Source organism: Polaromonas sp. P1_E11 (assembly GCF_056405995.1).
The window spans coordinates 1,449,997-1,475,634 of record NZ_JBFUBA010000001.1 but is presented as its reverse complement, the minus strand read 5'-3'; the positions used below and the strand labels follow the sequence as shown (position 1 = coordinate 1,475,634).

General features: G+C 64.4%; 19 protein-coding genes. 12 read left to right on the top strand and 7 right to left on the bottom strand.

The genetic code is table 11. From position 1 onward, the window contains the following. Position 1 precedes the first annotated feature (1 nt). Genes AC1D11_RS07175 through AC1D11_RS07165 form a run of 3 tightly spaced genes read left to right on the top strand, consistent with a single transcriptional unit; the run spans position 2 to position 3,423 of the window. The gene (locus AC1D11_RS07175; protein ID WP_477647611.1) at positions 2-1,183 is read left to right on the top strand and encodes a CaiB/BaiF CoA transferase family protein; all 1,182 of its coding nucleotides are present in this window, start codon (positions 2-4) and stop codon (positions 1,181-1,183) included. Further along, positions 1,180-2,031, top strand: coding sequence for an HpcH/HpaI aldolase/citrate lyase family protein (locus AC1D11_RS07170; RefSeq protein ID WP_477647610.1), 852 nt, complete (start codon positions 1,180-1,182; stop codon positions 2,029-2,031). Before AC1D11_RS07175 ends, AC1D11_RS07170 begins: the two co-directional genes overlap by 4 nt. A gap of 15 nt (positions 2,032-2,046) precedes the next feature. Further along, positions 2,047-3,423: a class-II fumarase/aspartase family protein gene (locus AC1D11_RS07165; protein WP_477647609.1), complete on the top strand. Its 1,377-nt coding sequence runs from the start codon at positions 2,047-2,049 to the stop codon at positions 3,421-3,423. A 59-nt stretch (positions 3,424-3,482) separates the two neighbouring features. On the opposite strand, the gene AC1D11_RS07160 is transcribed toward AC1D11_RS07165, so the two are convergent. Together AC1D11_RS07160 and AC1D11_RS07155 are read right to left on the bottom strand one after the other, a co-directional pair. Further along, complete coding sequence (locus AC1D11_RS07160; RefSeq protein WP_477647608.1) at positions 3,483-5,348, bottom strand: sensor histidine kinase; 1,866 nt, start codon at positions 5,346-5,348, stop codon at positions 3,483-3,485. Further along, complete coding sequence (locus tag AC1D11_RS07155) at positions 5,349-5,993, bottom strand: response regulator (RefSeq protein WP_477647607.1); 645 nt, start codon at positions 5,991-5,993, stop codon at positions 5,349-5,351. A 145-nt stretch (positions 5,994-6,138) separates the two neighbouring features. Between AC1D11_RS07155 and AC1D11_RS07150 the strand changes: the two genes are divergently transcribed. Then, a complete protein-coding gene (locus AC1D11_RS07150; RefSeq protein ID WP_477647606.1) occupies positions 6,139-7,884 on the top strand; it encodes a ShlB/FhaC/HecB family hemolysin secretion/activation protein in 1,746 nt (581 codons plus the stop codon). Positions 7,885-7,989: 105 nt separating this feature from the next. Further along, on the top strand, positions 7,990-14,808 hold the full coding sequence (locus AC1D11_RS07145) for a YDG domain-containing protein (protein WP_477650983.1): 6,819 nt from the start codon (positions 7,990-7,992) through the stop codon (positions 14,806-14,808). A 217-nt stretch (positions 14,809-15,025) separates the two neighbouring features. Here the strand turns inward: AC1D11_RS07145 and AC1D11_RS07140 are convergent, their stop codons facing one another. Next, entirely contained in the window at positions 15,026-15,946 is a 921-nt protein-coding gene (locus AC1D11_RS07140) for a LysR family transcriptional regulator (RefSeq protein WP_477647604.1), read from the bottom strand. A 108-nt stretch (positions 15,947-16,054) separates the two neighbouring features. On the opposite strand from AC1D11_RS07140, the gene AC1D11_RS07135 reads away from it, so the two are divergent. Then, complete coding sequence (locus tag AC1D11_RS07135) at positions 16,055-16,453, top strand: tautomerase family protein (protein ID WP_477647603.1); 399 nt, start codon at positions 16,055-16,057, stop codon at positions 16,451-16,453. Positions 16,454-16,464: 11 nt separating this feature from the next. Further along, the gene (locus AC1D11_RS07130; RefSeq protein ID WP_477647602.1) at positions 16,465-16,917 is read left to right on the top strand and encodes a cupin domain-containing protein; all 453 of its coding nucleotides are present in this window, start codon (positions 16,465-16,467) and stop codon (positions 16,915-16,917) included. A gap of 82 nt (positions 16,918-16,999) precedes the next feature. Here the strand turns inward: AC1D11_RS07130 and AC1D11_RS07125 are convergent, their stop codons facing one another. After that, positions 17,000-17,662, bottom strand: a complete 663-nt coding sequence (locus AC1D11_RS07125) for a helix-turn-helix domain-containing protein (RefSeq protein ID WP_477647601.1) — start codon at positions 17,660-17,662, stop codon at positions 17,000-17,002. A gap of 324 nt (positions 17,663-17,986) precedes the next feature. Here AC1D11_RS07125 and AC1D11_RS07120 point away from each other — a divergent pair, with 324 nt between their 5' ends. After that, positions 17,987-18,427 (top strand): DUF4437 domain-containing protein, encoded by a 441-nt coding sequence (locus AC1D11_RS07120; RefSeq protein WP_477647600.1) that lies wholly within the window; start codon positions 17,987-17,989, stop codon positions 18,425-18,427. Further along, positions 18,427-18,888 (top strand): DUF4437 domain-containing protein, encoded by a 462-nt coding sequence (locus AC1D11_RS07115; RefSeq protein ID WP_477650981.1) that lies wholly within the window; start codon positions 18,427-18,429, stop codon positions 18,886-18,888. The genes AC1D11_RS07120 and AC1D11_RS07115 overlap by 1 nt, the downstream gene beginning before the upstream one ends. Before the next feature lie 64 nt (positions 18,889-18,952). On the opposite strand, the gene AC1D11_RS07110 is transcribed toward AC1D11_RS07115, so the two are convergent. Continuing rightward, positions 18,953-19,954 carry an AraC family transcriptional regulator gene (locus AC1D11_RS07110; protein WP_477647598.1) on the bottom strand — a complete coding sequence of 334 codons (1,002 nt, stop codon included), beginning with the start codon at positions 19,952-19,954 and terminating at the stop codon, positions 18,953-18,955. A 78-nt stretch (positions 19,955-20,032) separates the two neighbouring features. Between AC1D11_RS07110 and AC1D11_RS07105 the strand changes: the two genes are divergently transcribed. Next, entirely contained in the window at positions 20,033-21,262 is a 1,230-nt protein-coding gene (locus AC1D11_RS07105) for an MFS transporter (RefSeq protein WP_477647597.1), read from the top strand. A gap of 15 nt (positions 21,263-21,277) precedes the next feature. Further along, positions 21,278-22,318 carry an NADP-dependent oxidoreductase gene (locus tag AC1D11_RS07100; RefSeq protein ID WP_477647596.1) on the top strand — a complete coding sequence of 347 codons (1,041 nt, stop codon included), beginning with the start codon at positions 21,278-21,280 and terminating at the stop codon, positions 22,316-22,318. A gap of 52 nt (positions 22,319-22,370) precedes the next feature. On the opposite strand, the gene nirK is transcribed toward AC1D11_RS07100, so the two are convergent. Together nirK and AC1D11_RS07090 are read right to left on the bottom strand one after the other, a co-directional pair. Next, positions 22,371-23,843 (bottom strand): copper-containing nitrite reductase, encoded by a 1,473-nt coding sequence (gene nirK, locus AC1D11_RS07095; RefSeq protein WP_477647595.1) that lies wholly within the window; start codon positions 23,841-23,843, stop codon positions 22,371-22,373. Between the two features lie 215 nt (positions 23,844-24,058). Next, a complete protein-coding gene (locus AC1D11_RS07090) occupies positions 24,059-24,874 on the bottom strand; it encodes a sugar phosphate isomerase/epimerase family protein (RefSeq protein WP_477647594.1) in 816 nt (271 codons plus the stop codon). A gap of 212 nt (positions 24,875-25,086) precedes the next feature. Between AC1D11_RS07090 and AC1D11_RS07085 the strand changes: the two genes are divergently transcribed. After that, complete coding sequence (locus tag AC1D11_RS07085; protein WP_477647652.1) at positions 25,087-25,482, top strand: YkvA family protein; 396 nt, start codon at positions 25,087-25,089, stop codon at positions 25,480-25,482. The last annotated feature ends 156 nt before the right edge of the window (positions 25,483-25,638 follow it).

The window sequence follows — 25,638 nt, the reverse complement described above, 5'->3', positions numbered from 1 at the left end:
CATGCAACCGCTCAAGGGAATCACCGTCGTTACGCTCGAACACGCCATCGCAGCGCCCTTCGCCACACGGCAACTCGCCGACATGGGGGCGCGTGTCATCAAGGTCGAGCGCCCTGGTGTGGGCGATTTCGCGCGGGCCTACGACAGCCGCGTGCGGGGCCTGGCGTCGCACTTCGTCTGGACCAACCGCTCAAAGGAGAGCTTGACGCTGGACGTCAAGCACGAGGAGGCGCAGAAGATCCTCATGCGCCTGATCATTGAAGAGGCCGATGTCGTGGTACAAAACCTCGCGCCGGGCGCTGCCGCACGGCTCGGCCTGTCGTACGAGGCGTTGGCCAAGCGCAAGCCTGGCATCATCGTGTGCGACATCTCGGGGTATGGCGACGACGGCCCTTACCGCGACAAAAAAGCCTATGACCTGCTGATCCAGAGCGAGGCTGGCTTCGTCTCGGTAACCGGTACGCCCGACACACCGTCCAAGGCCGGTCCGTCCATCGCCGACATCGCCGCCGGCATGTATGCCTACACCAACATCCTGGGCGCGCTCATGCACCGTCGGCAGACCGGTGAGGGTCAGCGCATCGACATCTCGATGCTCGAGTCGCTGTCGGAGTGGATGAGCTACCCGCTCTACTACGCCTTCGAAGGCGCGGCGCCGCCCCAGCGCACGGGTGCCAGCCACGCGACCATCTATCCATACGGCCCGTTTCTGGCCGGTGACGGCAAGACCGTGATGATGGGCCTGCAGAACGAACGCGAGTGGAAGGTGTTTTGCGAAAAAGTGCTGCTGCAGCCCGCGCTTGCCAGCGACCCGCGTTTCGCCGGCAACGCACAGCGCAGCGCCGCCCGGGGCGAACTCTCGTCAATCATTGTTGAAGCCTTCAGCACCTTGACCGCCGCCCAAGTCGTCGAGCGGCTGGAAACCGCTGGTGTGGCTAACGCGCAAGTCAACACCATGAGTGAGCTGTGGAAACATCCGCAACTCGAAGCGCGCGCGCGCTGGCGTGAAATCGATACCCCGGCCGGCGCCGTGCCCGCCATGTTGCCGCCCGGTTCCTGGCAACATGGCGCCCCGCGCATGGACGCTGTGCCCGCGCTGGGCCAACACACGGACGCGATCCTGAGCCACTTCGGCTACGGCACCGAACAGATTGCCCAGCTGCGCGAGGAAGGCGCGGTATGAGCATGCCGCCCGCCGTGCCGCTGAGCTACCTGTTCGTGCCGGGCCACCGGCCCGAGCGATTCGCGAAGGCGCTGGCCTCGGGCGCGGACCGCGTCATCATCGACCTGGAAGACGCGGTCTCGCCCTCCGACAAGACTGCCGCGCGCGAAGCCATCGCGGCGTGGATGCCCTCCGCCAACGAGGAGATTCGCGGCAAGCTGTTGATCCGTATCAACGACGCGAGCACGGACTGGTACGCAGACGATCTGCAGCTCCTGCGACAGGTTCGAGCGATCTGCGTCATGTTTCCGAAATGCGAAAGCAGACGGCAGGTAGCTGACGTCCTTGGTTCGCTCGATGCGGGTACCACCGTGTTGCCGCTGGTCGAAACAGCGCGCGGCCTGCTGGCCGCCTTCGACCTTGCCACCGCACCCGGCATCGCACGCCTGGCCTTCGGTTCGCTCGACTACATGGCCGACCTTGACATTCCCGCCGACAGCCCGGCGTTGCAGCACGCCGCGATCCAGCTTGCCATTGCCTCACGCGCCGCGGGTTTGCCCTCGCCCGTGGCTGGCGTCACGCCCGACATCGATGCGGACCGGGTTGCCGCCGACATGGCGCAGGCACGCTGTCTCGGTTTCGGCGCCAAGATGTGCATACACCCCGCTCAGGTTGCCGCCGTACACCGCGCGTTGCAACCCGGTGCTGAAGAGCAGGCCTGGGCTCAGCGCATCCTGAGCGCCTCGCGCGCCGCCGGTGGCGGCGTCATCCAGCTCGACGGGAAGATGGTCGATCGCCCGGTTGTCCTCAAGGCCGAGCGCATCGTGGCCCTGGCTGCACGCACCCCTGATTTTTCACAAGATACATAACCTAACGGAGAACCTATGTCCGCAACCATCATCGACTCAAAAATTTTCGGCGACATGTTCAGCGATGCCGCCATGCGGCATGTCTGGTCAGACGAGAACCGCACCGCCAAATACCTGGACATCGAGCGCGCGCTCGCCAAGGTCCAGGGCGCCCTCGGCATCATTCCCAAAGAGGCGGCTGAAGAGATCGTGAAGAACTGCGAGCCCAGCCAGATCGACTGGGTCAAACTCAAGGCCAAGACCGAGCAGATCGGCTACCCGATCATCGCCGTGGTCAACCAGATCAACGCGCATTGCAAGGACGGCCTGGGCGAATACTGCCATTGGGGCGCCACCACGCAGGACATCACCGACACGGCCGCCGTGCTGCAGATACGCGAGGGCCTCGCGCTGGTCGAGGCCGATCTCGCGGACATCTCGGCCTCGCTCGCCAAACTGGCGCGCGACCACCGCGACACGCCGATCATCGGCCGCAGCAATCTGCAGCAGGCGACGCCCATCACTTTCGGCTACAAGATGGCCAGCATCCTTGCGGGCATCGAGCGCCACCGCGAGCGCCTCACGCAGCTCAAGCCGCGGGTGCTGGTCGGCGAGTTCGGCGGCGCGTCGGGCACGCTGTCCTCGCTTGAAAAAGGCGCAATGGAAACCCAGGCCGGCCTCATGAAGGAACTCGGCCTCGGGCAACCACTGATCTCATGGCATACCGTGCGCGACAACTTCGCTGAAGTTGGTGCCTTCCTCGGCATCGTCGGTGGATCGCTCGGAAAGATCGCGATGGACGTGAAGCTGCTGATGCAGACCGAAGTCGCGGAAGTGTTCGAGCCCTTCGCGCCCGGCCGCGGCTCCTCGTCAACCATGCCGCAAAAGCGCAACCCGATCTCCTGCCTCTACATCCACGCCAACATCTCCGTGGTGCGCCAGCTGGCCGCATCGCTGATGGACGCGATGGTCGCCGACCATGAACGCTCCACCGGCCCCTGGGAAATCGAATGGGTGGCGATGCCCGAGATTTTCTGCCTGATCTCGGGCGCACTCAAGCAGACGAAGTTCATCCTCGCGGGTCTGGAAGTCGATGCAGCGCAGATGCGCCGCAACATCGACATGACTCACGGCCTCGTGATGTCGGAGGCCGTGATGATGGGCCTGGGCCCCTACATCGGGCGTGAATACGCGCACGACCTGGTCTACGACATCTGCCGTGACGCCCTCCAGCAAAAGCGCCCACTGATCGATTTGCTGGCGGAGCATCCCGAAATCAAGAAGCACGTGACACGGGAGCAGCTGGCCTCGTTCTGCGATCCGATGAATAACCTGGGCCAGGCAGGCGTGATGGTCGACCGCGTGCTCGCGTCGGTCAAGGCGCCGGACTCGCAGCCCACAAGAGTGTCGTAAGAAGAGGGCAGCTCAAGCTTCGTACCAAAGTTTTGTGTATGCGGTTGAAGGGTGCCGTCTCAACGTCTTAACGGAAGCTCCAGCGTCACGCAGGTTCCATGTGTGCCACTGGAAATGCGGACCTGGCCCGCCAGTTTTTGTGCACGCATTCGCATCGCGGCCAGGCCGCGTTGGGTCTTGCCGGGTGCGGGAACGGCGTGCGTGTCGAAGCCGCAGCCGTCATCTGTGACGGACAGTTCCACGGTGCTGGCGGTGTCACGTGCGCGAACGGTGATGGTTTTGGCCGCGCCATGGCGCACTGCATTGTTGATGGCCTCCTGGAGCGTGCGCAGGATGGATAGGCCTGTCTCAGGTGTCAGGTAGTCCATCTCCGGCAACGGCCCCACTTGCCACTGCAAACCAACCCCGATGGCGTTGAGCCGCGGCTCCAGCCGATAACGCAAGTTGGCCAGCAGGGGCAGCAGGTCGCTTTCCTCAAGGTCCAGCGAATCGATGATGAGCCGCATGTCTTCCAGGGAGTCCTCAATCACGCGCGCGACTTCCTCTCGCGGCACCTCGTCGCGGCGGGTCATCCGCAGCGCGGTGATCAGCTGGCTGCCCATGCCGTCGTGCAGGTCGTGCAGCAGCCGGGTACGCTCGGCGGCGATCACGGCCTGGCGCTCCTCGGCCTTGCGGCGGTCGAATTCCGCGCGCATTTCTTCCAGGGCCTGCCCGTGCGCTGTGCTGACGCCGGCGACCGCAAGGTTGATCTCTTCTTCGGCGCTGGCCCTGTGCAGCGCCAGGCCCTCGAGCGTGCGCGCGACCAGGGTGGCCAGCACCAGTAGTGCGGCCACTGGGGCCATGAAGAAGCTGTCGAAGGCGTTCAGGTCGGCGGGAATGGCCAGGTCCTGCAGCACCGCGGCCCACCAGAGGATCAGCGTCACGGCCAGGAACACTTCGTTGCGCCGGCGTGTGCGCCAAGCCCTGTGAACCTGGGCCAGCACCACGGCGATGGTCAGGGCGAAATACGGCCAGTGCAGCACGGCCGCGACGTTGGGCCGCATGTCGCCCTTCAGGTAGGCGGCGACGCCCGCTGCGAAAGACAGCGCGATGACCCCGTAGAGCACTTTGAGGTAGCGCTTCCAGGGCGGGCTGGTCCAGTGGCTGTACTCCAGCAGCAGCATGATCATGAGCGTGTTGGACACCAGGGTGCTGGCCAGCGCAAACAGCAGGGATTCGGGGCCGGGCGGCCCGGCTTCAGGCGCGAGCATCACCAGTGCCCGCGGCATCCAGCTCAGGCACAGCAGCACGAACAGCAGGTGGATGTAGCGGCGCGTCTTGAACCACAGCGGGATGGCGCCGAACAGGCAGATGGGCACCGCGAACATCAGCATCGTGGGGGCGATGCTTTGCAGGAAACGGCGCACCTGGAAGGCCGGCCCTACAGCCGCAGTGGTTCCCAGGCTCATGCGCGAAAGTCCGCCGCGGGTGTCGGCGCTGCCGCTGACGCGCACCTGCAGCAGGTTGCCCGAGGGCTTGAGTACGTGGCCTCCGAGGGGCACCCACAGCGCGCGGTTGCGGGTAAATCCGTTGCCCGTGCCAAGGTCCAGCCGTTCGCCGTTGAGCCAGAACTCGCCCAGGTCAGCCACACGCGGCACGACGAGCACAAGTTCATGCTCCGGGCCGGTAGCGCCGGCGGCCTTCAGAGGGGCGTCGAGCGCGATCGAATACCAGGCGACGCCGTCAAAACCAGGGCGGCTGCGGCGCCAGTTGTCGGGCAGCGTGACGGGCGAAGCCTTGCTGAAATCGACTTCGGCGGGGCGCCCTGCGTCTACAGTTACGACCACCGCCCGTTCCAGGGTGGCCGCCGTGGCGCTCCAGGACGGCGCCGCCAGCATCAGCGTGGCGCAGGCGCATAGCGCGGCCCATATGCCCTGCAATCGCATTCAGATCAGTCCCCGGGCACGCGCCTGGTTCACGGCTTCGACGCGCGAGTGCACGGCCAGCTTGCCGTAAATGCTCTTGATATGGGCGGCTACGGTAGACGGCGCGACGTCGAGGTGCCGCGCTGTTTCGGGCACCGAAAGGCCTTGCGAGATGGCCGTCAGCACGTCTTTTTCGCGAGGGGTCAGCGGCTCCATCAGCCAGCGCTGTGCCTCTGTCCGTGGTGCGGCGAAGCTGCGCAGAAGATAGCGCGCCACCTGCGGCGAAAGCGGGGCTGCGCCTTCGCTCACGGCGCGGATCGCACGGCCGAATTCCGCGGTCGGCGTGTCTTTGAGCAGGTAGCCGTGGGCGCCCGCCTGCAGGGCGCGCACTACGTGGGCCTCGTCACCGAAGATGGTCACCACCAGGATGCTGGTGTGGCGCGAGCGGCTGGCCAGGTCGGCGATTAGTTCGGTGCCGTCGCCGTCGGGCAGGCCCAAATCAATCAGCGCAACGTCCGGCTGGGCAAATGAAAAGCTGCGCCGTGCCTCAGCGCAGGAACCCACCGCCTCCAGCAGCCTGAGGCCAACATCTTCACGCACCATGCGCGCGAATTCCTCGCGAATTGGTGTGTCGTCTTCCACCAGGGTCACGGTCAGGATGGACATGGATGCGCTTGATTCTTTCAGTTGTTGTTGGGGCTGACGCCGCCGTGAATCTTAGCGGGTGCGCCTATTTGACCGCAAAAAAATTCGGACCGTCTCCCCGAATCAGGGGAGGCAATTGCCTTCCCGGCCCGACACCATACGCGGCATGCAAACCACTACCCGATCCACGACAGGCGCTTCGCTGCCGCTGCGTCAGGGCTTTTACGCCTCTCCCTGGCCCGTGCGCCGCGCCGCGGCGCTGTTGTGCGGAGCCGCGTGCCTGGCCGGGCTGGAGCCTGCAGCGGCGGCCAGCCCTCCCGATGCCGGCAATGTGTTGCAGCAACTCAGGCCTGCGGCTCCCGTGCCTCGCGAAGATGCGCCGGCTGTGCTGCCTGCAGCACCGGCCGCGGCATCCCCGATGCCACAGGCATCACCGGAGGATGCTGCAATCCAGGTGCGGGTGGCGCAGATAAAAATTTCGGGGGCCACCGCTTTTTCTGAAGCAGACCTGCTCACGGTGCTGCAGGACGCCATCGGCCGTGAGCTTGACTTCGCCGGTCTCGAGGAACTGGCGGTGCGCCTGAGCCGCTTTTATCGCCAGCACGGCTATACGGTGGCGCGCGCCTACCTGCCCCAGCAGGACATCCAGGATGGTGTGGTGAAAATCGCCGTCGTGGAGGGCCGTTATGGCGCCATCACCGTGAAGCCTCAGGGCGAGTTGCCCGCGCCGCTGCCACTGGCCGCGCTGGTGCCGGGCGAGCTGGTGAACGACGCAGCACTGGAGCGTTCGCTGCTGCTGGCAGCCGACGTGCCCGGCATCGCGGTGCGCTCGACCCTGCAGCCCGGCGCGTCGGTGGGCACCAGCGAACTGGTGGTGGACGTTGAGCGGGGGCCGGCTGTCACGGGCTTGCTGGAGGCCGACAATTTCGGCAGCCGCGCCACCGGCCGCGAACGGGTAGGCGCCAGCCTGTACTTCAACAACCCGGCCGGCCTGGGCGACCTGGTGTCCCTGCGCGCATTGACCGCCGGGAGCGATATGAACTATGCGCGCCTGGGGTGGCAGTTACCGGTGGGCGGTAACGGCACGCGCGCGGGCGCTGCCGTCTCGGTGATGAGGTACCGCCTGGGCGGGGAGTTTGCAAACCTGGACGCACACGGCGACGCCTCCATAGCCACCCTGTTCGCCGCGCACCCGGTGCTGCGCTCACGCCTGCACAACCTGAACGCACAAGTCAGTGCCGAGCACAAGCGCCTGCGCGACCGCATCGACCTCGTCGGTTCGGCCGATGACAAGCATCTGAACCTGCTCAATCTTGGCCTTTCCGGTGACGCACGCGACGGCTGGGTTGGCGGTGGCGTCTGGGGGTTTTCGGCCACTTACACGCGCGGCCAACTGGCTATTAACAGTGCCGACGCATTGGCCATCGACGAGGCTACCGTGCGCAGCGCCGGCAGCTTCGGCAAGCTGGGCCTGCTGGCCATGCGCCAGCAAAGCGTCGGCAAGGCCAACTTGCTGGTCTCCTATACCGGCCAGTGGCCCAGCAAGAACCTGGACTCGTCCGAAAAGCTGCCGCTTGGCGGCGCTGGCGCCGTGCGCGCCTACCCGCAGGGCGAAGCGCCGTCAGACCGCGCCAGCCTGCTGACGCTGGAACTGCAATACCCGCTGGGCGCCGGCTGGCAGCTGGTCGGCTTTTACGACGCGGCCGTTGGCTACGGCAATGAGCAGCCGTTGTCCGGCGTTGGCGCATCAAACCGGCGAAGCCTGTCGGGTGCCGGTCTGGGCCTGAACTGGGCGCATGCCGACGGCTGGAGCGCACGCTTCTTTTACGCACGCAAGCTGCACGGCGGCCCGGCCACCGCCGAGCCGGATCGCAGCAGCCGGCTGTGGCTGCAGGTGTCCAGGAGTTTTTGAGTGGCCAACGCACCGCCTATTTCGCGCTACATATTTGATAGCTGCTTGCGCACGTCCTGAAAGGGCTGCAGCCCGATTTGATTCACAACCGAAGGAAAAACCGCCATGAACCACACCTACAGCGTCATCTGGAACGAAGCCGGTGCCTGCTTTGAAGCCGTGGCCGAAACAGCCAGCGGCAAGGGCAAACGCAGCCTGGGCAAGCGTGAACGCAAGCTCCGCGCGTTGGCCCTTGCCGCCGGCTTGGCAGCGGCGCAGGCGCTGGCCGCTCCCACGGGTGGCCAGGTCAGCGCGGGCCAGGGTGGCATCACGCAAAGCGGCAACACCACCACCATCACCCAGACCACACCCAAACTTGCCATCAACTGGCAGAGCTTCGGCGTTGCCGGCAACGAGAGCGTCAATTTCGTGCAGCCCGGATCGAATGCCGTTGCACTCAATCGCGTGCTGGGCACTGAGGCCAGCCAGATCCTGGGCCGGCTCAATGCGAATGGGCAGGTGTTTTTGCTCAACCCGAACGGCGTGTTGTTTGGCCAAAGCGCGCAGGTCAGCGTCGGCGGGTTGGTGGCCTCGACCCTGGGCATGAGCGACGCCGATTTCATGGCCGGACGCTATGTGCTGCGCGCCAACGGCAGTGGTGGCGGCAGCGTGCGCAACGAGGGCACGATACGCGCGGCCGACGGCGGCAGCATCGCGCTGATTGGCGGCCAGGTCAGCAACACCGGCACGCTGGTGGCCAACCTGGGTACGGTGGCCCTGGCCGCCGGCAAGCAGGTCACGCTCGACTTCGCAGGAGACGGCCTCCTGAAACTCGCGGTCGACGAAGGCGCTGTCAACGCACTGGCGCACAACGGCGGACTGATACAGGCAGACGGTGGCACCGCCCTGCTGACCGCCAAAGCCGCCGACGCGCTGGCCGGCACCGTGGTCAACAACACCGGCGTCATCCAGGCGCGCACGCTGGAAAACCGCGGCGGTGTCATCAAGCTGCTGGGCGGCTTCAACGGCGGCACGGTGCAGGTGGGCGGCACGCTGGACGCTTCCGCGCCCACCGGCGGCGACGGCGGCTTTGTCGACACCTCGGGCGCGCATGTCAAAGTGGCTGAAGGCACACGCGTCAGCACGCGCGCCGCGCAGAGCAAAACCGGCACCTGGTTGATCGACCCGGCGGACTTCACCATCGCCGCCAGCGGCGGCGACATCAGCGGCGCCACGCTCTCCGCCAACCTGGCCAACAGCGACGTCACCATCCTGTCCAGCAGCGGCAGCAACGCGGCGGGCAACGGCGACATCCACGTCAACGACAACGTGAGCTGGGCCGCCAACACGCTGACGCTGACCGCTGCGCGCGACATCAACATCCGCGCCGTGATGGACGCCACCGGCACTTCGGCCCTGGTCATGAACACCGGCACCGCCAACGGCACCGATGCGCGCGTCGCGGGCGGCAAGGTGAAGGTGCCGGTGGACCCGGTGACAGGCTTCGCCGGCCGCGTGAGTTTCGACCGGGCGGGCACGGGCTTCCTGACGATCAACGGCGAGGGCTACATCGTCATCAACACCCTTGGCACCGAAGGCTCGACTACGGGCCTACAGTCCATCAACCTAGACGGCGGCCTGCGTTATGCGCTGGGGTCCGACATCGACGCCAGCGCGACCGCGGGCTGGAACGGCAACAAGGGTGCCTCGCCGCTGACGGGGCTGGGCGGCGTGATGGACGGTCTGGGCCACGCCATCAGCAACCTGAAGCTCTGGGTGCCGACGAGCATGACGGGCTTGTTCTCGGTGATCGGCGGAACGGTCAGAAACCTGGACCTCGTCAACGTGACGGGCAATGCTTTTACGGGTGCAGGCGCACTGGCCAGCGACGCCAACAATGCCACGCTGCACAACCTGCGTGCCTCAGGCACGCTGGCAGGTCCCGGCTCCAGCGTCGGTGGACTGGTGGGCTTCCTGAATGGGGGAACCTTGCAGGATGCGCACGCCCAGGTGGCCATCAACATGACCAGCAGCGGTGACATGGTGATTGGCGGCCTGGTGGGCGAGGCCATCAACGGGGCCACGCTGCGTGACGTGTCGGCCTCCGGCGCGGTCAACGGGGGCAACAACTACGACTATGTGGGCGGGCTGGTGGGCCGCCTCAGCGGCGGCGCCACCGTGCAGAATGCGCGGGCTTCGGGCGCGGTCACGGGCCGCGCCCACGTGGGGGGGCTGCTGGGCGCGAACGGCAACGCCGACGCGCTCACCGCGGGCACCACCCTGACCAACGTCAGCGCCAGCGGCACCGTCAACGGCATCGGCAGGCTCGGCGGCCAGGGCGTGAACGGGGCGGCCCGCGACGTGGGTGGCCTGGTGGGCTGGAATTTCGGCAACATCTCCCAGGCGAGCGCGACCGGAGCGGTGGTGGCCGACGGCGGCGCGACCACCACCTATACCGGGGTTGGCGGCCTCGTCGGCCAGAACTACTCGGGGGACATCACCAATTCGTATGCCACCGGCTCCGTCACGGCCACGGGACTCACCGGCGTCACGCAGTACGTCGGCGGGCTGGTCGGGCACAGTACTGGCGCGCTGTCGAATGTCTATGCGACCGGCAACGTGAGCGCCACCGGGGACTACACGGGCGGCCTGGTGGGACGCAACACCGGTGCGGTGACGGACGCGCGCTCCGACGCCGTGACCGTGCAGGGACCCGGCAATTACACCGGCGGACTGATCGGCGACCACAGCGGCGGCGCCATCCAGAACGCCCGCGCCACCGCGAACGTCACCAGCCAGCGGCAGTACAGCGGCGGGCTGATCGGCAGATCGACGGGAGCCGACCTCAGAAACGTCACCGCCACCGGCTCCGTCACCAACACAGGCAACGCCGTGGGCAATGCCGGCGCGAACGTCGGCGGCCTGGTGGGGCGGGTCGCCGGCGGGACGATCGACCAGGGGGAAGCGACGGGTGACGTGAGCGGCTATTCATTTGTTGGCGGCCTGGTCGGCAACTTCGAAGGGACCTCGCTGACGCGGTCGAGTTCGACCGGCGCGGTCGCGGGCGACAGCCTCGTCTCCGGCGCGAACGTCGGCGGCCTGGCGGGGTACGCCGGCGGCACGGTCTCCGACGTCCGGGCCACCGGCAACGTCACGGGCCGCAGGTCGGTCGGGGGCCTGATCGGCAACGCCGACGCACAGCTTTCCAACGCGGTGGCGACCGGCAACGTGCAAGGCCTCACGAACGTCGGCGGACTGCTCGGGCAAACCATGGGCGTCATCAGCAACGTGCACGCCGAAGGCTCCGTGCGGGCGACCGACACGGGCAACAGCGATGTCGGCGGCCTGATCGGATCGGCTGAGGCGACGCTCAGCAATGCCTACGCCACCGGCCGGGTGGAGGGTGCCGGCAGCCGGGTGGGCGGCCTGATCGGGCATAGCGTCAACACCGGGGGTGTTCCCACCTCGAACGTCTATGCCACGGGAGAGGTGGTCGGTGCCGGCGGCGTGGGCGGCCTGGTCGGGGTCACCGACGCTGCCAGCGTGATTCGCGGCGCCTACGCGTCGGGGGCCGTCACCGGCACCGGCACCGCGGTGGGCGGCCTGATCGGGAGCAACAGCGGCGCGCTCAGCGACGCCTATGCGAGCGGCAGCGTGAGCGGTGGCAGCCAGGTCGGCGGCTTGATCGGCGATGTGGTGGCCGGCACGGTGGACAAGACCTACGCCACCGGCGCCGTCAGCGGCACCAGCGCCCTGGGCGGGCTGGCCGGCTCGGCCTCCGGCACGGTCACCAACAGCTACTGGGACACCGCCACGAGCGGGCAGGCCGCCAGCGCTGCCGGTACCGGCCGCACGACCGCGCAGATGCGCCAGCAGGCCACCTTTGCCGGATGGGACGTGGGTGCCACAGGCGGCACGTCCACCGTTTGGCGCATCTACGAAGGCATGACCGGCCCGCTGCTGCGCAACTTTCTGGTGGCGCAAAACGTGTCCAATGTGAGCGCGGTGTACAACGCGGCGACGCAGGCCGGCAGCGTGGTGGCGCCCTCGGGCACGCGCACCGGCACCGCCGCCAGTGGCCGCAACGTCGGCACCTACACCGCGTTTTCCGACCAGCAGGGGCTGGACATCGTGGGCGGCCTGCTGACCATCACGCCGGCCGCGCTCACCGTGAGCGGCGTGACGGCGAGCGACAAGGTCTACGACGGCAACACTATCGCCGCGTTGAATACCGGCGCGGCAACGTTGTCTGGCGTGCTGGGCAGCGATGACGTTGCCATTAATTTAAGCAGCGCTACCGGCAACTTTGTCGATAAAAACGTAGGCAACGGCAAGGCGGTCGCAGTAAGCGGCATGGGCTTGTTGTCTGGCACTGATGCGGGCAACTACAGCGTGAGCAGCCCGACGGCGGTGGTCGCCAGCATCACGCCTAAAGCCTTGACGGTCAGCGGGCTTACTGCAGACAACAAGGTGTACGACGGCAACACCACCGCCACGCTGAACACGGGTGTGGCGGCGGTGGCGGGAGTGGTAAGCGGCGACGCTGTGACGCTGGGTCTAAGCGGAGTGACGGGCAGCTTCGCCGATAAAAATGTGGGCAATGCCAAGGCAGTGAACCTGAGCGGGAGCGGCCTGCTGTCTGGCGCTGACGCCGGCAATTACAGCGTCAGCAATCCGGTCGGGCTGGTGGCCAGCATCACGCCCAAGGCACTGACCGTCAGCGGCATCACGGCCAGTGATAAGGTCTATGACGGCAACGCAACCGCTACCGTTAATAGCGGCGGCGCAAGCTACACCGGCCTGGTCACTGGCGATGTACTTGGCGTCAGTGCCACCGGGACTTTCACCGACAAGAATGTAGCCAACAGCAAAACCGTCGCGCTCGCGAGCAGCTACACCGGCGCAGATGTTGGTAACTACGCTATCACAGGCCAGGCCACGACGACGGCCAGCATCACGCCTAAAGCACTTACCGTCAGCGGCATCACGGCCAGCGATAAGGTTTATGACGGCACCGCTGTCGCTACCGTCAACACGGCGGGCGCAAATTACGCGGGATTGGTGAGCGGCGATGTATTCGCAGTCAGTGCCACCGGCAGCTTCGGCGACAAGAATGCAGGCAATGGCAAAACCGTGACGTTGGCCAGCAGCTACACAGGCGCCGACGTCGGTAACTACAGCGTCACCGGCCAAAGCACGACGACGGCCAACATCACGCCTAAAGCGCTTACGGTCAGCGGCATCACTGCAAACGACAAGGTCTATGACGGCAGCGTTGCTGCTACGGTTAACACAGGCAGCGCAAGCTACGCGGGATTGGTGAGCGGCGACGCCTTGACAGTCAACGCCACCGGCAGCTTCGGCGACAAAAACGTGGCCAATGGCAAAACCGTGACGCTGGCCAGCAATTACAGCGGCGCCGATGTCGGCAACTACAGCATCACGGACCAGGCCACCACCGCCGCCAACATCACACCGAAGGCTTTGACGGTCAGTGGCATCACGGCTGCCGACAAGGTCTATGACGGAAACACAACCGCCACCGTCAATACGACCGGTGCAAATTACGTGGGATTAGTGGGCGGCGATGTACTCAGCGTCAGTGCTACCGGGACTTTCGCCGACAAGAATGTAGCCAACGGAAAAACCGTCACGCTCGCTAGCAGCTACAGCGGCGCCGATGTTGGCAACTACAGCATCACAGGCCAAGCCACGACGACCGCCAGCATTACGCCAAAAGCACTTACCGTCAGCGGCATTACAGTGGGCGACAAGGTCTATGACGGCAACAACGCCGCTATCGTCAACGCCAGCGGCGCGAACTACGCGGGATTGGTGAGCGGGGATTCCTTGACAGTCAGTGCCACCGGCAGCTTCGGCGACAAAAACGCAGCCAACGGTAAAACCGTCACGCTGGCCAGCAGCTACAGTGGCGCTGATGTTGGCAACTACAGCATCACCGGCCAAATCACGACGACGGCCAGCATTACACCTAAAGCGCTTACCGTCAGTGGCATTACGGCAAGCGACAAGGTTTATGACGGTAGCATTGCGGCGACAGTCAACACCACGGGTGCAAGCTACGCCGGCCTGATCGGCGGTGATGATGTCACGGTTGCTGCCACCGGCGCCTTTGCAAACAAACATGTAGGTAATGGAAAAACCGTGGCGCTTAGCAGCAGCTATAGCGGCGCCGATACGGGCAACTACGCTATGACTAACCAGACCGCGGCCAGCGCCAGCATTACGCCTGCTGCGCTGACCGTGACCGCGCAGGCCGACAACCGCGTCTACGACGGCACTACCGCGTCGGCAGCGGCGCCTGTCATCACCGGCGCGCTGTACGACACAGTTGCCAGCGCGGCCACGCAGACCTTTGACAACAAAAATGCCGGAAGCGGTAAGACACTGACTGCCGCCGGACTGGTCATGAACGACGGCAATGGCGGCAACAACTACAGCGTCAGCTATGTCGGCAACAACAGCGGTGTCATCACGCCAGCGTCTCTGTCGGTCGTGGCGGACAACCAGGCCAAACAGGTCTATACGCAAGACCCTTTGCTGACATACAGCACCGGACCGTTTGCCACCGGCGACAGCGCGGCCTCTGTACTGAGCGGTGCGTTGCAGCGCGTGGCGGGCGAGCAGCCCGGCAATTACGCGATCAACCAGGGTTTGCTGGCAGCCAATGGCAACTACACGATCAACTACACGCCCGGCAGCTTGTTGATCACGGCCGGACTACTGCCTGGTCAGGCTGCAGGGTCGACCGGCGGCTCACCCTACCAGCAGGCAAAAGCGCAAACGCCGCTGCCAGCGCCTGAGTTCAGGCAGCTGTCTGCGTGTGCCCCGCTGGCGGGTCGCGGCAACTGTGCCGGTGAACTGCCGCTAACGATTGTGGATGAGGGTATGCGCATGCCGGCGCTTGCTCAAAGCACCAACTGAAGGACTTTATTCATGCAACCCAGCTGACGGATGATTGGCCTCACGCGTTTTCCGGACTTGATGTAGAGCTCGACCGCTCGAATCCTGTCTTGGCACGAATACGTCAACTACCTCCTGATAGTCCGTTTGTCTGCATCCCCTCCTGGGCAGGTTATGAGGAATCAAAACAAACCTTAAGCGCAGTGTTCCAAGTGCTGGAGTTCAAGGCCGGTCCCCGCTAGGTGCAAGTCACGGCCCACTGCCGGCGGGCGGCGGCCTGAAGGAAGTCGATCACGGCCCGTACGCGCGCCGCGTTGCGCAGGTTGGGCAGGGACACTGCGAACATCGTGTGGGTAACACCCGAAGCGTAAGGCGACAAGACCTCCACCAGACGGCCCTTGGTCACGTCCCCCGCAGCCAGCGGAACCGACAACATGCCGATGCCCGCCCCAGCCACCAGGGCGTGATGCACAAGGGCGGTGGTATTCATGGCGAGCTGTGACCTGACAGTGGCTTCGACCTTCCGTCCGGCCTTGCGGAACGCCCACGTGATGACTGGCCCTTGCGCGGTATGGGTTACCGTCTGATGCCCGCCCAACTCATCCGGACTGGCGGGTTCCCCATGCTGGCGCAAATAGCCAGGCGAGGCATACAGGCGGCGTTCGAAGGAGCCAAGCGCACGGGCGACCACAGCGTCGCTATTGCCCACTGTGGTGCGCAGGGCCACATCGATCCCGTCCGTCACGAGATCGGCAACCCTGTCATCGGCTACCACCTCGATACGCAAGTCCGGGTATCGCGCACGAAGCGGGACCAATTGCGGCACGATCAGTTGCTCGCAGATCTCCTGGCTAGAGGCCAGCCGCAGCGTGCCGGCCACGCGACTTCGCTGTTTCGACACTGCGGCAGAGATGTCCTCCATCCGCGCCAGCAGTTCACGCGCTTCCTGCGCCAACTCCAGGCCTTCGGCAGTCGCCGACAGCCCATGCGTGGACCGGCGTAACAAAGTCACCCCGTACCCCGCTTCGAGGCGGTTGACACCCCGGGTCACGACTGAGACTGCCACGTCCAGCTCCCGGGCGGCCGCAGAGAACGAATTGAGGTCGAGTGAGCGAACCAGCCACCGCAGGTCCGCAGGGTCTGGCAGGAAGTGTTTCATCGGGTTTGCCTTTGCGTTTGGAGCAAAACCGATTATGCGGGACGGTGGTTTCCGGCTGTAGGGGCTCGCCCTAAAGTGAACACACCAACCCCAACAAAGGAAACAACCATGCCTATCCTCAATGTCAAGATATCGGCGAACCGTTCGCCTGAGCTCTCGCAACTCGTCACCGACACGCTGCTGGACCTTTCCAGCCGCTTGCTCGGAAAACGGCGTGACCTCACCGCGGTAGTGATCGACCATGTCGATTCGCGCGACTGGTTTATCGCCGGAAAGTCGCTGGCCGAACTGAAGATGAACAGCTTCTACTTCGACATCAAGGTGGTGGACGAGACCAACACCAAGGCCGAAAAGGCCCGGTTTGTCGCAGAATCATTCGAAGCGTTCGGGCGCATCCTTGGAGACCTGCACCCAGAAAGCTACGTGTACGTGCAAGATGTCCGCGGCAGCGCGTACGGCTATGGCGGGCGCACCCAGGAATACCGCCATCAACATCCGGACCAATGAGAGGCAGAGCCATGGAACTAGCAAACACTATCATCGCCACGGCCATGCGCCGGGCTGGACTCAGCACCTGGATCCCGGAAGGGGAAGGGAAATGGTCACTTCCGATCCAGTTCCTGCCAGATGGTTCAGGCTGGGTCGAATTGATGCGGCTCAAGCCGGGTACACGGCTGGGTTTACACCGGCACACCGGCGAGGTTCACGCCCTGACCCTGGTTGGCCAGCGTCGCCTGAACGATGGTCGCATGGTGGGCGTCGGGGACTACATTCACGAGCCTGCCGGCAATGTGGACTGGTGGGAAGCTGTAGGGGACGAGGATCTGCTGGTGCACGTCGTCGTCAAGGGCAGTGTCGAATACCTCGGAGCGCACCACAGCGTACTGCAGCAAATAACCGCCGCCGACCGGATCTCAGACTACCACCGGTATTGCGCAGCAATCGGCGTGCAGCCTCGCGCACTGGACTAGCTGGGTGACATGTGCATGGCTTGGGGTCACGCTGTATAAGCTCGGGTTTTCATCTGATTCAGATGGCCCGGCGATGCAAAACTTACCGCGTGTCTTCGTCATCTCTTCCTCGCTGCCGGATCTCCTGCGGTGTGACCTGCAGCAGGCGGCGAGTCCAGAGGGCCAGATGCGAGGCGTGGGCAAAGCCCGCGCCCGTAGCGGCAGCGCTAATCGGCATCCCCGCTTGCAAGAACGCGACGGCGCGCCCTACGCGACGCTCGATGATGTAACGGTGCACTGGTCTCCCGACCGCGTGCCGGAATCCCAGCTTCAGGTAGGACACGCTAGTGCCGGCCACAAGCGCCAGCTCTTCCAGGGTGAGGTGCGAATCCTCCAGGTGGTCTTCGATGTGGACAAGGAGTTTGCGCAGGCCCTCATCACTGAACCGTGCCCGGGCGGAGCGCGGGAACTCGCGCCGCGACGCATAGGTGTGGAGCAGACGAGCGCAAATGGCATTCTCCAGGCTTTCGGCCAGAAACGTCCCGTGAGGCATGCCTTCCATGCGTTCTAAATGCAATGCACGGATCACGAGCGATATGCGGTCATCATGGACCTGTCTTTGCGGCTGTAGCAGCACTGTCGAAGGATCCAGATCCATGCCTTGCGCCACCGCAGCGAATGTCTGTGTAGGCAACCGCAAGCACAGCATCTGGATAGGCGACTCTATATCCCAGCGGCTCCGGACGCCTGCCGGAACGATGTTCATACCGCCGAGCCTGCGATGGAAACGCGGCATTCCGGGCATGTCCAGGCACGTCGCGGCAGCTGGAGAGCCAAGGTGCAGCGAAATCCCGTGGTTGGCCCGGGCCTGCGCATCGCACAAACCTGCTGGCTGGAGGTGGGTTGATGTAAATGTGCTCACCATATCGCTGCCTGTCGCCGTGGGTGGATTGGCTAATTATGCTTGCCTGGCCGTTTGTGTGCGACATACGCCCTGCAGGCCGGCACTATCACTGAACCGACGCGAGACCCGCCATTTCCTGTCGTGCCGCGCCACGGTTGTTATCCCCTTTTTTTTACAGGAGCCTGCATGCAAATCTTGAAGACACTCACTATCCTTCCGTTCGCTATCGGCATACCCATCGCGTGGGCGCAGGGGCTGCAAAACGAGTACGTTCCTGCAGACAGGACGCCCTGGTATCGCGAATCGCCGCGGGTCCCCGTGCAATTGGCGGCGTTGTGGGGTGACCGGGCCAAAGGTGAGGCAGGCACCCTGTTGACCGCGCCAGGGGGATTCAAGAGCGGAGCGCACTCGCACACCGCCGACTACCGGGCGATAGTCGTACGTGGAACCTGGAAGCACTCGGTGCCATCTACCGGCGAGGGCAAGAATGTAACGCTGCAGCCCGGGGCCTACTGGACACAGGTGCACACGCAGCTGCACGAAGACGCCTGCGTTTCGAAAACGCCTTGCGTCATTTTTCTGTTCAACAAAGAGCCCTACGCCACGGAATTCCCGGCCGCCAAATGATGAAAAAACCTTCCCTCTATCGCCACATCTCCGCCGCGGCGTTGATTGCCGGACTGGCCATCCCGATGCTCTCCCGTGCCGATGCGTTCGACAACGCCCGCAACGTGTCCATCCCGCTTGAGCAACTTCAGTTCCGGCCACAAGCACCCGGGCTGCCGCAGCGCTTGACAGACCTGTGGGGCGACCGCAACCGTGATGGCGGCTTTGGCCAGCTCATTGAACTGCCGCCTGGCTTTCGATCGCCGGTACATGCACACAGCGGTGACTACCATGGTGTTCTGATCAAGGGCGTCTGGCGCCACGAGGACGGAAACGGCACGGGAATTTCCTTGCCGCCCGGGTCCTACGTACGCCAGGCGGGCGGTGATTTGCATGTGGACGGCTGCGTGAGCGAAACACCTTGTCTCCTGTTCCTGTTCCAGTACTCGCGTGCCGACGTCATCTTGCCGCGAGCGCAATGACGGGGGCGGCCACACAAACCCCTCCCCCGTAATCCTGCAAAGAGCATGACCGCACCGCGAGACTTCACATGGAACTGCGCGCCTTGCTCGGCGGATGTCCAATCACACGCTTGAACGCCCGGCTGAACGAGGCCTCGGAGTCGAAGCCCAGCCGGTCGGCGGCGGTGGTGACACGCATGCCGTCCTGCGCGATCCAGTTGCGAGCCTGAAACATGCGAATGCGGGCCACGTATCGGGCAGGGCTCTCGCCCACCGAATCCTTGAATGCCTGGGCAAAACGTGATCGCGATGCGCCCATGATGTTCGCCATCTCCGGCACGCTCCAGTCCTGCTCCGGCGTCGCGTGAATGGCGGCAAGCACCTTGCCCACCCCGGGCGAGCGCAGCGCTGCGATCCAGCCTGTCGAGTTGCTGCAAGCGCATTCCACCCAGGCACGGATGATGCTCGCGGCGAGCACATCGGCCATGCGGGCCAGGATGCCGCAGGCGCCGATGCGGTTGAGCGAGGCTTCACGCTCCATCGCGTCGAGCAGCATGGGTACACCCGGGTCGCGTTGGGCCAGGTCGCCGGCGCGTATCACCTCCGGCATCATGGCCAGCAAGGGGTGCAGAGGGTCAAGGTTGAACTTCATGGTGCCGCAGAACATGACGTGGGATGGCGTCTGCGCTGCGGGGGCTCCATCCCGCAACAAATAGATGTCGTCTGCGACCCGCTCGCGATCGAAAGTCGCGAGGTCCACCGGCGGCACCTCGGGTGAGCTGGCCACGGTGTGGGCCGTGCTGCGGGGCAGCAGCACCGCGTCACCGGCCTTCAGTTCCATCCACCCGGACTGCTGCGTATGCATCCAGCAATCTCCGCTGGCGACGAAATGAAAACGTGCGGCAGCTTGCGCGGAGAAGGAAATCGCCCACGGCGCATGCATCAGGCAGCGGCCGTACTCGACGCCGTCCAGGCGCAGGCCCAGCAGGACTTTGGTGAGGGGGTCGGGGCCTGCGGCAGGAAGACCCCCGCCTTCGTGAGGAGGCTGAACGACGGGCGTGAAAGTTCTGGAGGAATCGTCAAGCATTTCGGCTCTTTCGCCATGGAAAAGTGTCGATGCTAGGCCTAAGCTGGCAACCCTGTCCTCAACAAGGCTTCACATTTCATGTCATCAACTTCCTCTTCTGCCTGCCTCGATCCGCTGGCCGCCGGCGCGACCCCCGGCAACGATTCACCTGGCGAAGCCGCCGCTCTCTGGGCGGCGGTGGCTTCACTCTCTCTCGGTGTGTTTGGCCTGGTCACGGCCGAATTCCTGCCGGCCAGCCTGCTGACCGCCATGGCGGCCGACCTGCACGTCACGGCGGGCGCTGCGGGCCAGGCCGTCACGGCCACTGCGCTCGTCGGTGCGGTGGCCGCGCCGACCATTCCCCTGCTGACGGCGCGCTTCGATCGCAAGCGGGTGCTGCTGACGCTCACAGCCCTTCTGTTCGTATCCAACCTGTTGGCGGCGACAGCCGCCTCGCTCGCGGTACTGCTGGTCGCGCGCGTGGTGCTCGGTATTGCGCTCGGTGGATTCTGGTCCATGGCGGCGGCACTGGCCATGCGCCTGGTGCCGGAGCGGCTGTTTCCACGCGCGATGTCGCTCGTGTTGACCGGCGTGTCCATTGCCACCGTCTGCGCGGCCCCAGTCGGCGCCTGGATGGGCAGTCTCTGGGGATGGCGTAGCGCTTTTGTCGCGGCAGGCGTCGTCGGCCTGCTCGCTTTTGTTGTGCAATTGATAGCGTTGCCGGCACTGCCGCCACGCGACCGGGCCAGTTTGAAGGGCCTGCGCGATCTGCTCACGCGGGGACCGGTACGCATTGCGCTGCTGGCGGTGCTGCTCGTGATATCCGGCCATTTTGCGGGCTTCACCTACATCCGGCCCGTGCTTGAAGACGTGACCAAGCTGTCGGTGGCGGCGGTTTCCGCCGTGCTGCTGGGCTACGGCATCGGCGGCTTCTTCGGGAACTTTGCAGGGGGCTGGCTGGCGGGGCGCAGTGAGCGATACGCGATCGTCGCAGGCAGCGGGATGATCGCCTTGCTTGCGGCTGCGCTGCTCATTGGCGGCAGCTCCACCGTGGTCACCGCTGTCGCGGTGACGCTGTGGGGGTTCGCATTCGGCGCGTTTCCGGTCGGCTTTCAGACCTGGATCGTGCGCGCCGCACCCGACCAGGCAGAGGCCGCGGGCGGGTTGCTGGTGGCAGCGTTCCAGATCGCCATTGCCACGGGCGCCATCGCGGGAGGCCTCATCGTTGACTGGACTGGAGCGCTCGGGGCTCCTGCGTTCGCCATGGTGGCCGTGGCCCTGGGTGGCCTGCTGGCTTGGCAGCGCGGTCCCGGATCCCGCCGCGACTGAAGCACAGAGGCCATCATGACAAATCCCAAACCGGACCTGAACACCAATCGGCGCCTCATACTGGCGGCGCACCCGCGCGGCCTGCCCGTTGCCTCTGACTTCGATCTCGTGGCCGACTCCGTGCCGCGCCCGGGTGAAGGCCAGGTGCTGTTACAGACGCAGTTCCTTTCGCTTGACCCGTACATGCGCAACCTGATGGACAAAATCGGGCCTGGATATGCACTACCCGTTCCATTGGGCGGCACCATGCCGGGCGGCACAGTCAGCCGCATCGTCGACTCCAGGCATCCCAAATATCGCGTTGGTGATCTCGTGCTAGCCAACGCCGGCTGGCAGGACTACGCTCTGAGCGATGGGATCGACCTGCAGGTCATTGGTGACATGGTCCGTCCGTCTCTGGCGCTTGGTGCGCTCGGAATGCCGGGCTTCACAGCCCACGTCGGATTGCTGGATATCGGTCAGCCAAAAGTTGGTGAAACTGTTGTGGTTGCAGCGGCGACCGGTGCGGTGGGCGCCATGGTCGGCCAGATCGCGAAACTCAAGGGCGCCCGCGTGGTAGGCATCGCCGGCGGTGCTGAAAAGTGCCGCCAGGCCGTCGACGATCTGGGCTTTGATGCCTGCGTCGACAGACACGGGCCATTATTGGGGGAACGGCTTGCTGCTGCATGCCCGGCGGGCATTGACGTGTACTTTGAGAACGTTGGAGGTGACGTATTGTCGGCAGTCCTTCCTCTGCTCAATCTTGGTGCTCGTATGCCCGTGTGCGGTTTTGTCGCACATTACAACGACTCGGCAGGCTCTCCCGGCCCCAACCAGCTGCCGCAACTCCTGGCCGCCATTTTGCAGAAGCGGGTGCGGGTGCAGGGCTTCATTATTCTTGACCACTACGGTGCGCGCTTTGACGTGTTCCGCAGTGAAATGGGTGAATGGATCAACAGTGGACAGGTCAAGGCGTTGGAGCACGTTGTGGATGGTCTTTTGCAAGCACCCGCCGCCCTGTCAGACCTGCTGCAGGGCCGGCACTCCGGCAAGGTCGTCGTACGCCTGGAGGCGTAGCTGGCAAGGCGACAGATTCAGGCTACCTCGCGTGCCGCTGTCCTGTCCAGGGTTACAACACACCGGCCTTGTAGACGCCGGGTACCGGTTCGCCCGTGACTTCGAGCACGCCGACCGCGCCCTTGCCTGCGCGTGACAAGGCGTGGTCCACCAGTAAATACCTTCCGGGGTGTTGGACCTTGATTTCGACGATGGTCGCGCCGCCGGGTGCCACCAGCGTGGTCTGCACGTCGTGCTTGAGACCCGTGAAGGAACCTTCGCTGTACACGGTATCGAAAATCTCACCGATGACGTGGAAAGACGAGATTTTGTTGGGGCCACCGACGCCAAAGTAAATGCGCACGGTTTCACCCACTTTCGCCTGCAGCTTGTGGGTCTTGTTCAGCGCACCGACTTCGCCGTTGAAGACGTAGTAGTCGGGCAACTCGTTGGCCATCTTTTCAAGGTCGGCCTCCTGGTGCCCTTTGGCCCCATGCGGACGGCCCGTGTACATCTCGCCCTGCATTACATAGTATTCGCGGTCCACCTTGGGCAAACCGCCTGCGGGCTCGACCAGGATCATTCCGTACATGCCGGCCGCAATATGTTGCGGCACCAGGGGCGTGGCGCAGTGGTACACGTATAAACCTGGATTGAGCGCCTTGAAGGTGATGGTCTTTTCCTGGCCCGGAGCAACCTGAGTGTGTTCGCCGCCGCCATGGCCGCCTGTCACCGCATGCAGGTCGATCGAGTGGATCATCTTGCTGTCACGCGCATTGGCCAGCGTCAGCTCAATGGTGTCGCCTACGCGGGCGCGCAGCATCGGACCGGGCACCTGGCGGTTGAAAGTCCAGTAGGTAAAGCTCGTGCCGTCGTCGAGCTTGCCGGGCAACTCGACCGTTTCCATGCGGTACTTCAGGGTCTTGGGAGCCCTGCCCCCTATGGCGGCTGGCACCGTGGCCGGGTTGGCGGCCACGCTGACTGCGGAGGGATCGGCGGCGCGCTGCGGCACGGGGGCTGGGGTATAGAGCGCAAGTGCGGCCTGGCCGGAGTCACTGCCAGTGGGCGCAGTGGCTTGGGCCGCGGCGGGGCCGGTGACTTGCAGCCGGCCTTCCATGCCGATCTGCCGGTGGCCGGGGATTGAGCAGAAGTAGGTGAAGGTGCCAGAGCGCGGAACCTTGAACCGCAGGGTGGTCTTGCCGGTGCCGGGGCTGAACTTGGACGATGCGACGTTGAGTTCGGGAATTACCAGGTCGTGCTCCGCGCCTTCGCCGCTTTCCAGCACGATCTCGATGGTGTCGTCCACGTTGGCAGCAAGGGTCGGGTTCACCTGTCCTTTGTCGTCGACGAACACCATTTTCCCGTCGACGATGTTGGTGTGCAGTTCGTAGCGCTTGAGCCCGGAGGGCGCCGCTGCGGTTGAAGGGCTGCCGGACGCGGCCGTGGTATGCGCCGGGTGCGCGGCGGGCTGCGCCTGCACGGAAAAAGCCGTGGCGAGGATACCGATGGCGGCGGCGATGGCGCCGAGGGAGAGAGTCCGTTTCATGTGGCGTTTCCTTGGTCTTTGTGCCGATTCGGCAGTTCTGACTATGCGAGTGGTGTGCCACGAGAAGCTTGTTTTAGATCAATGCCTTGCCAGATAGACGGCTTGTTCGACCTGAATAAAAATGCATCAGAACGTTCGGATTGCCGTGTCGGGCAACACCTGCCTTCATCCCGCTTCTTTTCCTTCCTGGCACGAGCCCAGTCGTCAGCGTCCGTTCATGTGTCGAGTTGCGCCAGCACGCGCCGTGTGGCGGCAAGGGCTCGGCGTGCGCGATCGGTGGCGCCGACGGTGAGTGCCAGCGTGTGCGTTGGCACTTCGAGGCTGAGCGGGATGTTGCGCGGCGCGGCGCGCAGGAGACCGAGGAGGTCCACTTCGCCATCGCCGGGAAACAGGCGCTCGGAGCGGGCCTCGGCGAGGATCGCGTCCATCGTCGGCGGAATGGCTGCGGGCACGTCACAAAACTGCATGAAGCGCATGCGCGACGGCGGAATTTCGGCAATGTCCTTGATGCGGCTACGCGAGCGGCTCAAATGGAAGGGGTCGATCAGGACACCGGCGTTGCTGCGGCCGGTGCGCTCAACGATACGCGCAGCCTGGGTCAAATCCTTCGCGTCGGTCCAGGGCATGAATTCCAGGGAGGCTGCCAGACCGTAGCTGTCGGCGAGGTCGCAGAATGCGGCGAAGGTATCGGTGAGCCGGGCCTCGTCTGGATCGTTTCCGGCCACAAGCAACTCGCTCGCGCCGAGCCGGGCAGCGGTGGCAATCGCGGCTTCGTAGTCGCCGACCAGGGTATCGGGCTTGATGCGAAAGATTTCGACATCAAGCACCTTGATGCCGGTGTCTGCCAGGCGATGTTCGACTTCGCGCAGCATCTGCGTGTCTCCCACAATGTCGTACTGCGGCTCGGTCGGCGTTGCTGGCAGCAAGCGGATGCCTACATGGCTGAAGCCGGCGTCAAAGGCACACGTCACCATTTCAGGCGGTGTCAGTTCCAGCACAGTCAAGGCGGCGAGTGAAATGGGTCGGGTCATATTCCTGGCTCTGGGAATAGTTTGTTTGCGGTGGTGAAACTGTATGAGCTAAGAATGCTTAGACAACCATTCAAGTGTGTCATGGTTGCAGCCGCTTGTTTGATCAGTTGATAGATGGCTGCTTTTGTCTGATCGTCGATACCTATTACGCCTTACAAACGGAATCATGCAATCAATGTAATCACTCCAGTCGCTGTGGCATGCTTGCGCGCATGACAGTGCGCGGCAAACTCGACAATTGGGCCAGGCGGATCAAGCGCGATGGATTGACGCTCTGGTTCGCCGGCAAACACCCGGCAACGCCCTGGTATGCGAAGGCGCTTGGGCTCTTCGTCGTGGCCTATGCGCTGAGTCCCATTGACCTCATTCCGGATTTCATCCCGGTGCTCGGATATCTGGACGATGTCCTGCTGCTGCCGGGGCTGATCTGGTTGACCATCAGGCTCTTGCCACCCGAGGTGCTCGCCGATTGCCGTAACCGGGCTGATGATTGGGTGAAGACGCAAGGCTCGAAGCCGGGCAGCCGGATTGCTGCGTTCGTGATCGTGCTGATCTGGATCGGATTCGCCGCGGCTTTGTGGATCTGGCTTGTCCCGCCGCGGTTATAGCCTCCGCACCGTTCCGCTCAATCGCAGGCTTCTTGATCCAGTGCACTACAAAGCAAATCGGCAAGGCGGCCGCCCGCATGTAGCGCTTCTGTTATAGCCCGGGGTGTGTACTCCGGCAGTACATGTCGCAAACAGACCGCACCGATGTCACCATCT